The organism is Paenibacillus sp. YAE3, from assembly GCF_057546105.1.
Genome location: NZ_BAAIYF010000050.1, coordinates 1 through 546 on the forward strand (window position 1 = coordinate 1; position 546 = coordinate 546).

Consider the following 546-nt stretch of genomic DNA (forward strand, 5'->3'; position numbering starts at 1 on the left):
TCCTTCTTCTAGAGATTTGTATCCTTCACCTTCGATTGCGGTGAAATGAACGAATACATCGTCTCCGCCTTCAACTTCGATGAAGCCGAAGCCTTTTTCATTGTTAAACCATTTTACTTTACCGTTTTGCATATTGCTTAATCCTCCTAGTACTGTAGCACAATGTGCTAAAAAAAATTTTCATCATCTAACGGTGTTCTGCTAAATGATGGTTTCACTATACACTATCCATGGATGCTTCGTCAAGCTGTCAAGAGAAAAAAATGAACTTTAATGCTTTTTTTAGGAATTTCTTTGAAATTGTTTTCAATTTATGGTTATTCATCATCATTTTTCGCAAAGCGGGTGAAACATTTTAAGCGTCGGTCCGTATATAATAAAACCAATATCAGGAATGCGAACAGGAGTGTTTAGAGATGAACCGTTATTCAGTTGATGAGTTTGTATCCAAAACCCAGCAGGAAGACAAAGGGGAGGGGCTGTTTGAAATGGAAACGCCCCGTCTCTTGGAAGTCAATCTCGACGGAAAAGTGTGGGCAAAGGCCG

The 546-nt window shown here is 39.0% G+C and carries 1 protein-coding gene and 1 pseudogene; one reads left to right on the top strand and one right to left on the bottom strand.

From position 1 onward, the window contains the following. A partial coding sequence (gene cspD, locus AC27KL_RS28125; RefSeq protein WP_487171806.1) for a cold-shock protein CspD occupies window positions 1-132 on the bottom strand: 132 nt, incomplete at its 3' end. A gap of 284 nt (window positions 133-416) precedes the next feature. Here cspD and AC27KL_RS28130 point away from each other — a divergent pair. Continuing rightward, window positions 417-546 (top strand): annotated as a pseudogene (locus AC27KL_RS28130) (AIM24 family protein); the annotation flags it as partial.